General features: G+C 44.4%; 5 protein-coding genes and 2 tRNA genes. All 7 read right to left on the reverse strand.

The genetic code is table 11. The annotated features are described in order from the left end of the window. Positions 1–150: 150 nt before the first annotated feature. The 7 genes from RDS42_RS12125 to RDS42_RS12155 all read right to left on the reverse strand — a co-directional run bounded on the left by RDS42_RS12125 (position 151) and on the right by RDS42_RS12155 (position 5321). A tRNA-Ser gene (locus tag RDS42_RS12125) sits at positions 151–240 on the reverse strand. Between the two features lie 115 nt (positions 241–355). Next, a tRNA-Ser gene (locus RDS42_RS12130) sits at positions 356–441 on the reverse strand. 73 nt (positions 442–514) lie between these two features. Further along, entirely contained in the window at positions 515–1222 is a 708-nt protein-coding gene (gene ispD, locus RDS42_RS12135) for a 2-C-methyl-D-erythritol 4-phosphate cytidylyltransferase (protein WP_308783888.1), read from the reverse strand. 19 nt (positions 1223–1241) lie between these two features. Continuing rightward, positions 1242–2261 carry a tRNA (adenosine(37)-N6)-threonylcarbamoyltransferase complex transferase subunit TsaD gene (tsaD, locus tag RDS42_RS12140; RefSeq protein ID WP_308783889.1) on the reverse strand — a complete coding sequence of 340 codons (1020 nt, stop codon included), beginning with the start codon at positions 2259–2261 and terminating at the stop codon, positions 1242–1244. Between the two features lie 2 nt (positions 2262–2263). Then, positions 2264–3175, reverse strand: coding sequence for a ribonuclease Z (locus RDS42_RS12145; protein WP_308783890.1), 912 nt, complete (start codon positions 3173–3175; stop codon positions 2264–2266). 120 nt (positions 3176–3295) lie between these two features. Then, positions 3296–4630, reverse strand: a complete 1335-nt coding sequence (locus RDS42_RS12150; protein ID WP_308783891.1) for a HAMP domain-containing sensor histidine kinase — start codon at positions 4628–4630, stop codon at positions 3296–3298. Further along, positions 4623–5321 carry a response regulator transcription factor gene (locus RDS42_RS12155; protein ID WP_308783892.1) on the reverse strand — a complete coding sequence of 233 codons (699 nt, stop codon included), beginning with the start codon at positions 5319–5321 and terminating at the stop codon, positions 4623–4625. The genes RDS42_RS12150 and RDS42_RS12155 overlap by 8 nt, the downstream gene beginning before the upstream one ends. Positions 5322–5411 lie beyond the last annotated feature (90 nt).

Raw genomic sequence — 5411 nt, forward strand, 5'->3', positions numbered from 1 at the left:
AAGAATTTTCGAGAATCGTATGTGTCTCACTGTTTAGTTATCAAGGTTCTTTGTTTTCTTGCAACAACTTGTTTATATTATCATAAACTCTTTTGCTTGTCAAGAACTTTTTTCAAGTTTTTCAAGTTTTTTCAACTCATAAAACTCAAACGGAGAAGGAGGGATTTGAACCCTCGCGCCGCTATTAACGACCTACTCCCTTTCCAGGGGAGCCCCTTCGGCCAGCTTGGGTACTTCTCCAAATTGCCCTAGATGTTTCTCTTCTGTTTGTCAGAAGCGTTATTTATTATAACATCTTTTTCCATTTTGTCAAGCATTATTTTAACTTTTTTGCAAGTTTTTTCTGCCTGACGAACGGAGAGAGTGGGATTCGAACCCACGCGCCCTTTCGGACAAACGGTTTTCAAGACCGCCTCGTTATGACCACTTCGATATCTCTCCTTATGCAATTCTGCGTTTTCCGACGTTTTTCTCGTTGACGCGAATTACATTCTATCATCAAAGCTTATACCTGTCAAGATATAAAATCAAATTTTTTCAAAAAAATTTCCGCTATATCCAAATCCTCCGGTGTTGTGATCTTTAGATTTTTATAGGATCCTTCTACAAGAGCAATTTTCGCCCCTGTTTCCTGTTCTACCACCATAGCATCATCTGTGATCGCTGACATATCCCGGCAGCGGATTTTCTCATGAGCCTCTCGAATCAGCCTGTAATCAAAAATCTGAGGCGTCTGAATGGTCCACACAGAGCTTCGTTCCGGCGTCTCCGCAACATATCCCTGTGCATCTGCTATTTTTACCGTATCCTTAGAAGGCATACCGATCACGCAGGCGCCTGTTTTTTTTACTCCCTGGATTCCTCTCTGAATGATTTCTTCTGTAATAAAAGGTCTGGCTCCGTCATGAATCAGAACATATTCCGTATCCCGACAGACAAGAAGTCCCTGATAAACAGAATCATATCTCTCTTTTCCACCGGGTATCACTTTTGTTACCTTGGTAAGACCATATTTTTCCACAATTTCCTCTTTACAGAAAGATACAGACTCCGCCCCTGTAACCAATATAATCTCCTGTATCAGCCCACTGTCCTGAAAGCATTTCAAAGCATAATAAAGCAATGGTTTTCCTCCCAGTTCCAGAAACTGCTTCTGTACTTTGCTGTTCATCCGTTTTCCCTGTCCTGCTGCCAGAACAACAGCCGTATTTTTTCCTTCCATAAAACCTCCCCAGCAATTTTTATCTTTCTCCCAGTTTCAGGTTTGGCACTGCATTCAGATCCCAGCCATGACGCGTTCCTTTTTTATACTCGTAATAAGCTGCCGCCCCGATCATGGCAGCATTATCTGTACAGAAAATCGGTGAGGGGCGGAAAAACTGATAACCATTTTCTTCACAGGCTTTTTCCATAGCGGCCCTCAGAGTACCATTGGAAGCCACACCTCCTGCAATTGCCACTTTATCCATTCCATAATCTTTTGCCGCCATCATAGTATGCTCTACCAGAACATCTACCACTGCTTTCTGGAAAGATGCCGCCAGATCTGCACGATTTACCTCTTCGCCCTTCATCTGAGCCTGATTCAGATAGTTCAGAACAGCAGATTTTACCCCGCTGAAACTGAAATCATAAGGACAGTCTCCTACTTTCGCTCTCGGAAACTGTATTGCATCCGGATTTCCTTCTTTTGAAAGCTTGTCAATCTTCGGACCTCCTGGATATCCCAGACCGATAGCCCGTGCAACCTTATCAAAGGCCTCTCCTGCTGCATCGTCTCTGGTTCTTCCCAGAATCTCAAACACACCGTAGTCCTTTACAATCACCAGATGAGTATGTCCCCCTGAAACGATCAGGCAGAGAAACGGCGGTTCCAGATCCGGATGTTCGATATAGTTTGCCGAAACATGACCCTCAATATGATGAACACCTACCAATGGAAGTTTTTTTGCATAGGCAATAGCCTTGGCTTCTGCAACGCCTACAAGCAGCGCGCCTACAAGCCCCGGTCCATAGGTAACGCCAATGGCATCAAGGTCATCCAGTGTCACGCCCGCCTCTTTCAGCGCCTCCTCGATAACCTGATTGATCTTTTCTATATGCTTTCTTGATGCAATTTCCGGCACAACACCGCCGTACAGTTTATGAAGCTCAATCTGTGAAGAGATCACATTTGACAGAATGGTTCTTCCGTTTTTTACAACAGAAGCCGCCGTTTCATCACAGGAGCTCTCTATGGCAAGAATCAGTGTATCTTTCACAATTATTCCTCCTCAAAATTTAATTCCACACTTTTTCCATCTTTCCCCGGATATGCCTGTGGAAAAATCGATCTGACTGTATCCATATAGTCGTCCGGTCGGATCAGTGACGGACTGTAATGTGTCAGCCACATTTCTCCTACCTCTGCTGCCTTTGCCAGCTCTGCTGCCTCTCGGAACGTCATATGCTTATAGCCTTTCGCCTTATCTGCTTTGTCATCCTCCCCATACATCCCTTCACAGATAAAAAGATCTGATTTTCTTGCATTACGGAGAATGGAATCAGTCGGTCTGGTATCCGTTGTATAGGTAAGCTTGATTCCCTTTCTGTCAGGTCCAAGGACCATGTCCGGCGTATAGGTTTTCCCTTCCAGTTCTATGGTCTGCCCCTTTTGAAGAGGATTCCATAATTTCAGGGGAATCTCCTGCTCTCTTGCTCTTTCCGGAGAAAACTTGCCCTGACGGAGGATTTCCAGTGTATATCCATAGCAGATCACATTATGGTTCACCTTAAAGGCAGTGATCCTGTATCCGTTCAATTCAATAACTTCCTCCGGCTTCGTGATCTCTATAAACCGGATCTCAAAGGGCAGTTCCGGAGCGATCACTCGAAGGGCATTTACCACACGTTCCAGTCCTCTGGGACCGATCAGGGTCAAAGGTTCTGTACGGTCTGCATTCCCCATAGTCAGAAGCAGTCCCGGAAGTCCGCTGATATGGTCTCCATGATAATGGGTAAAGCAGATCACATCAATAGGCTTGAAGCTCCAGCCTTTTTCCTTAATGGCAACCTGAGTCCCCTCGCCGCAGTCGATCAGAAGGCTGCTTCCATTATATCTTGTCATCAACGCAGTAAGCCACCTTCTTGGAAGGGGCATCATACCACCTGTTCCCACTAAACAAACATCTAACATAAAATCCCTCTTTTATTCTGAAAAAGTCTGCCGCAGAATGTATCTGCCACAGTCTCTCTTATTACTTTACTGGCAAAGTGTAACACAATTAATACATCAAAACAAGGTCAAAATCCCCCGTCAGTAAACAGGAATACTTATTTTTACCTGAAAAATATCCCCCTTCTCCGTCCAGACCATTTCCCCGCCATGAAGCTCTGCGATCCTTGCAGCGCTTTTCAGTCCGACACCGCTTCCCGCTGCCTGACGCTGCTCAGCAATCACGTTTTCCAGAATTACGATTACTTTTCTTTCTTCCATATAAATGTCCGCTGTCACTCTATGCTCCTGTTTTCCATAACGAAGGATATTTGAGCAGAGATTTGTAAACAGTCTCTGTATAAGGAAGGGATTTGCCTTCCATCTCTCATCTGGCACCACCTTCCGGCCATACCCTACAGAAAACCCCTGCAGTTCCAGATACTCCAGCTGTTCCTGCAGTTCTCCTGCAAATTCCCGAAGGCTGTAATCCTGCATAGCAGTTTTTCCCGGATTTTCAAAGACAAGGGCATATTCAAACATCTTATCCGTCATCCCCCGGAGCTCCTCTGTTTTTATCAGGCATTTCTGTACATACTGCGGATAATTCTCCTGATCCCCTTTTTTTCTTCTGAGGATTTCCAGATATCCATTTAAAACCGTAAGCGGCGTACGGATATCATGAGAAAGCGCACGGATCAGTTCCTGATTATCCATATGTGCCTGACGTTCATTTTCCATACTTATTTTCAGGGCCAGGCGAAGCTCATCCAGTTCTTTTGCAAGAGCTGCGATCTCATCTTTTCCTTTCACCGTAACCGGATGTTCCATATCTCCCTGTCCCATGACAGCAGCCTCACACCGTACCCTTCCCAGATACTTCATTTTTTTATGTACAAAAATAAGGATCGGTCCCAGAACCCAAAGGCTGTCCAGGATCACGATCGACAGATAAAAAACCGGAAAAAACTTCAAAGACTGATAGCTCATCAGCTGTACTCTGGCTGTTCCATCAGAAAACTGCGTTTCAAATTCTACCGGAGGCTCCATAGTCTGCGCCGCTATATCCGTATCTGACCACGACCAGCTTCCCCATATTCTGCTGTCAAGAATCCTTGGAAAAAGACTGTCTATGTACGTTCCATTTTTTTTATCATAAATCCCCATCCAGGTATAATCGTCTGCCTTTTCCGCAAAATAAGGCATATACTCCTCCGGCCTGTCCATATGAAATGCAGGCGTTTCTTTTTTCAGCCACTGTGCATATTCCTTTCTGGAATCTTCTATAACCCCATGATCCAGCACCCAGGCATAAAATCCAAATCTCCGGTTCATCATAAATATTGTACAAAACAGCGCACAAAAAAGTCCTGCAAGAAAAATAACAAAAAGCTCCCTGGTCAGTTTGCGTTCTCCGGCTTTCCCCCTCCTAATCACAGCGGTACCCCCTTCCCCAGACGGTACGAATGATCTTTGGAGCATGAGGATCTTCTTCTATCTTATTTCGTAGATTCCGGATATGTACCATGACAATATTAGCTGCCCCGTAATAATACGCTTCTTCCCAGACTGCTTCATAAAGATGCTCCACAGAAAATATCTGCTTTCTGTGTTTCAGAAGCAGACATAAAATCGAAAATTCTGTATCTGTCAAAGAAATCTCCTTATCATTTCTCCAGACCGTTCCTTTTTCCGGGTAGACCTCAAGTCCTCCGCAGCATAATTTCTTTTCATTTTTTTCCGCTCCGCTTCCCTGATATACATGATACCTTCTTACCAGTGCTTTCACTCTGCCGATCAGCTCCGGATAGGAAAACGGCTTCGGAAGATAATCATCTCCTCCGCAGGAAAATCCAAAAGTCTTATCCTCCACCTGAGTTCTTGCGCTGAGAAAGAGTATCGGAACATTGGATCTTTTCCTGATTTCCATACATGTCTGATAACCGTCCAGTCCCGGCATCATTACATCCAGAAGAACAAGATCATATCTGTTCCGTTTTATTTTTTCCAGCGCTTCCCTTCCGTCTGCCGCCTCTTCCAGACAAAAGCCTTCTCCTTCCAAAAGTACCGTGACCACCTCACGAATCTCCGGATTATCATCTACGATCAGTATTCTGGACTGTTCCATGTTTTTGCCTCCATTTCTTATGTTGCTTTATTATAGCATGATTCTGACATGATTTTCTGATTCTTAAGAATTCTTCAGATTTTTCATGGG

Origin of the sequence: uncultured Blautia sp., from assembly GCF_902497045.1 — a bacterium.
Taxonomy (GTDB): Bacteria; Bacillota; Clostridia; order Lachnospirales; family Lachnospiraceae; genus Blautia_A.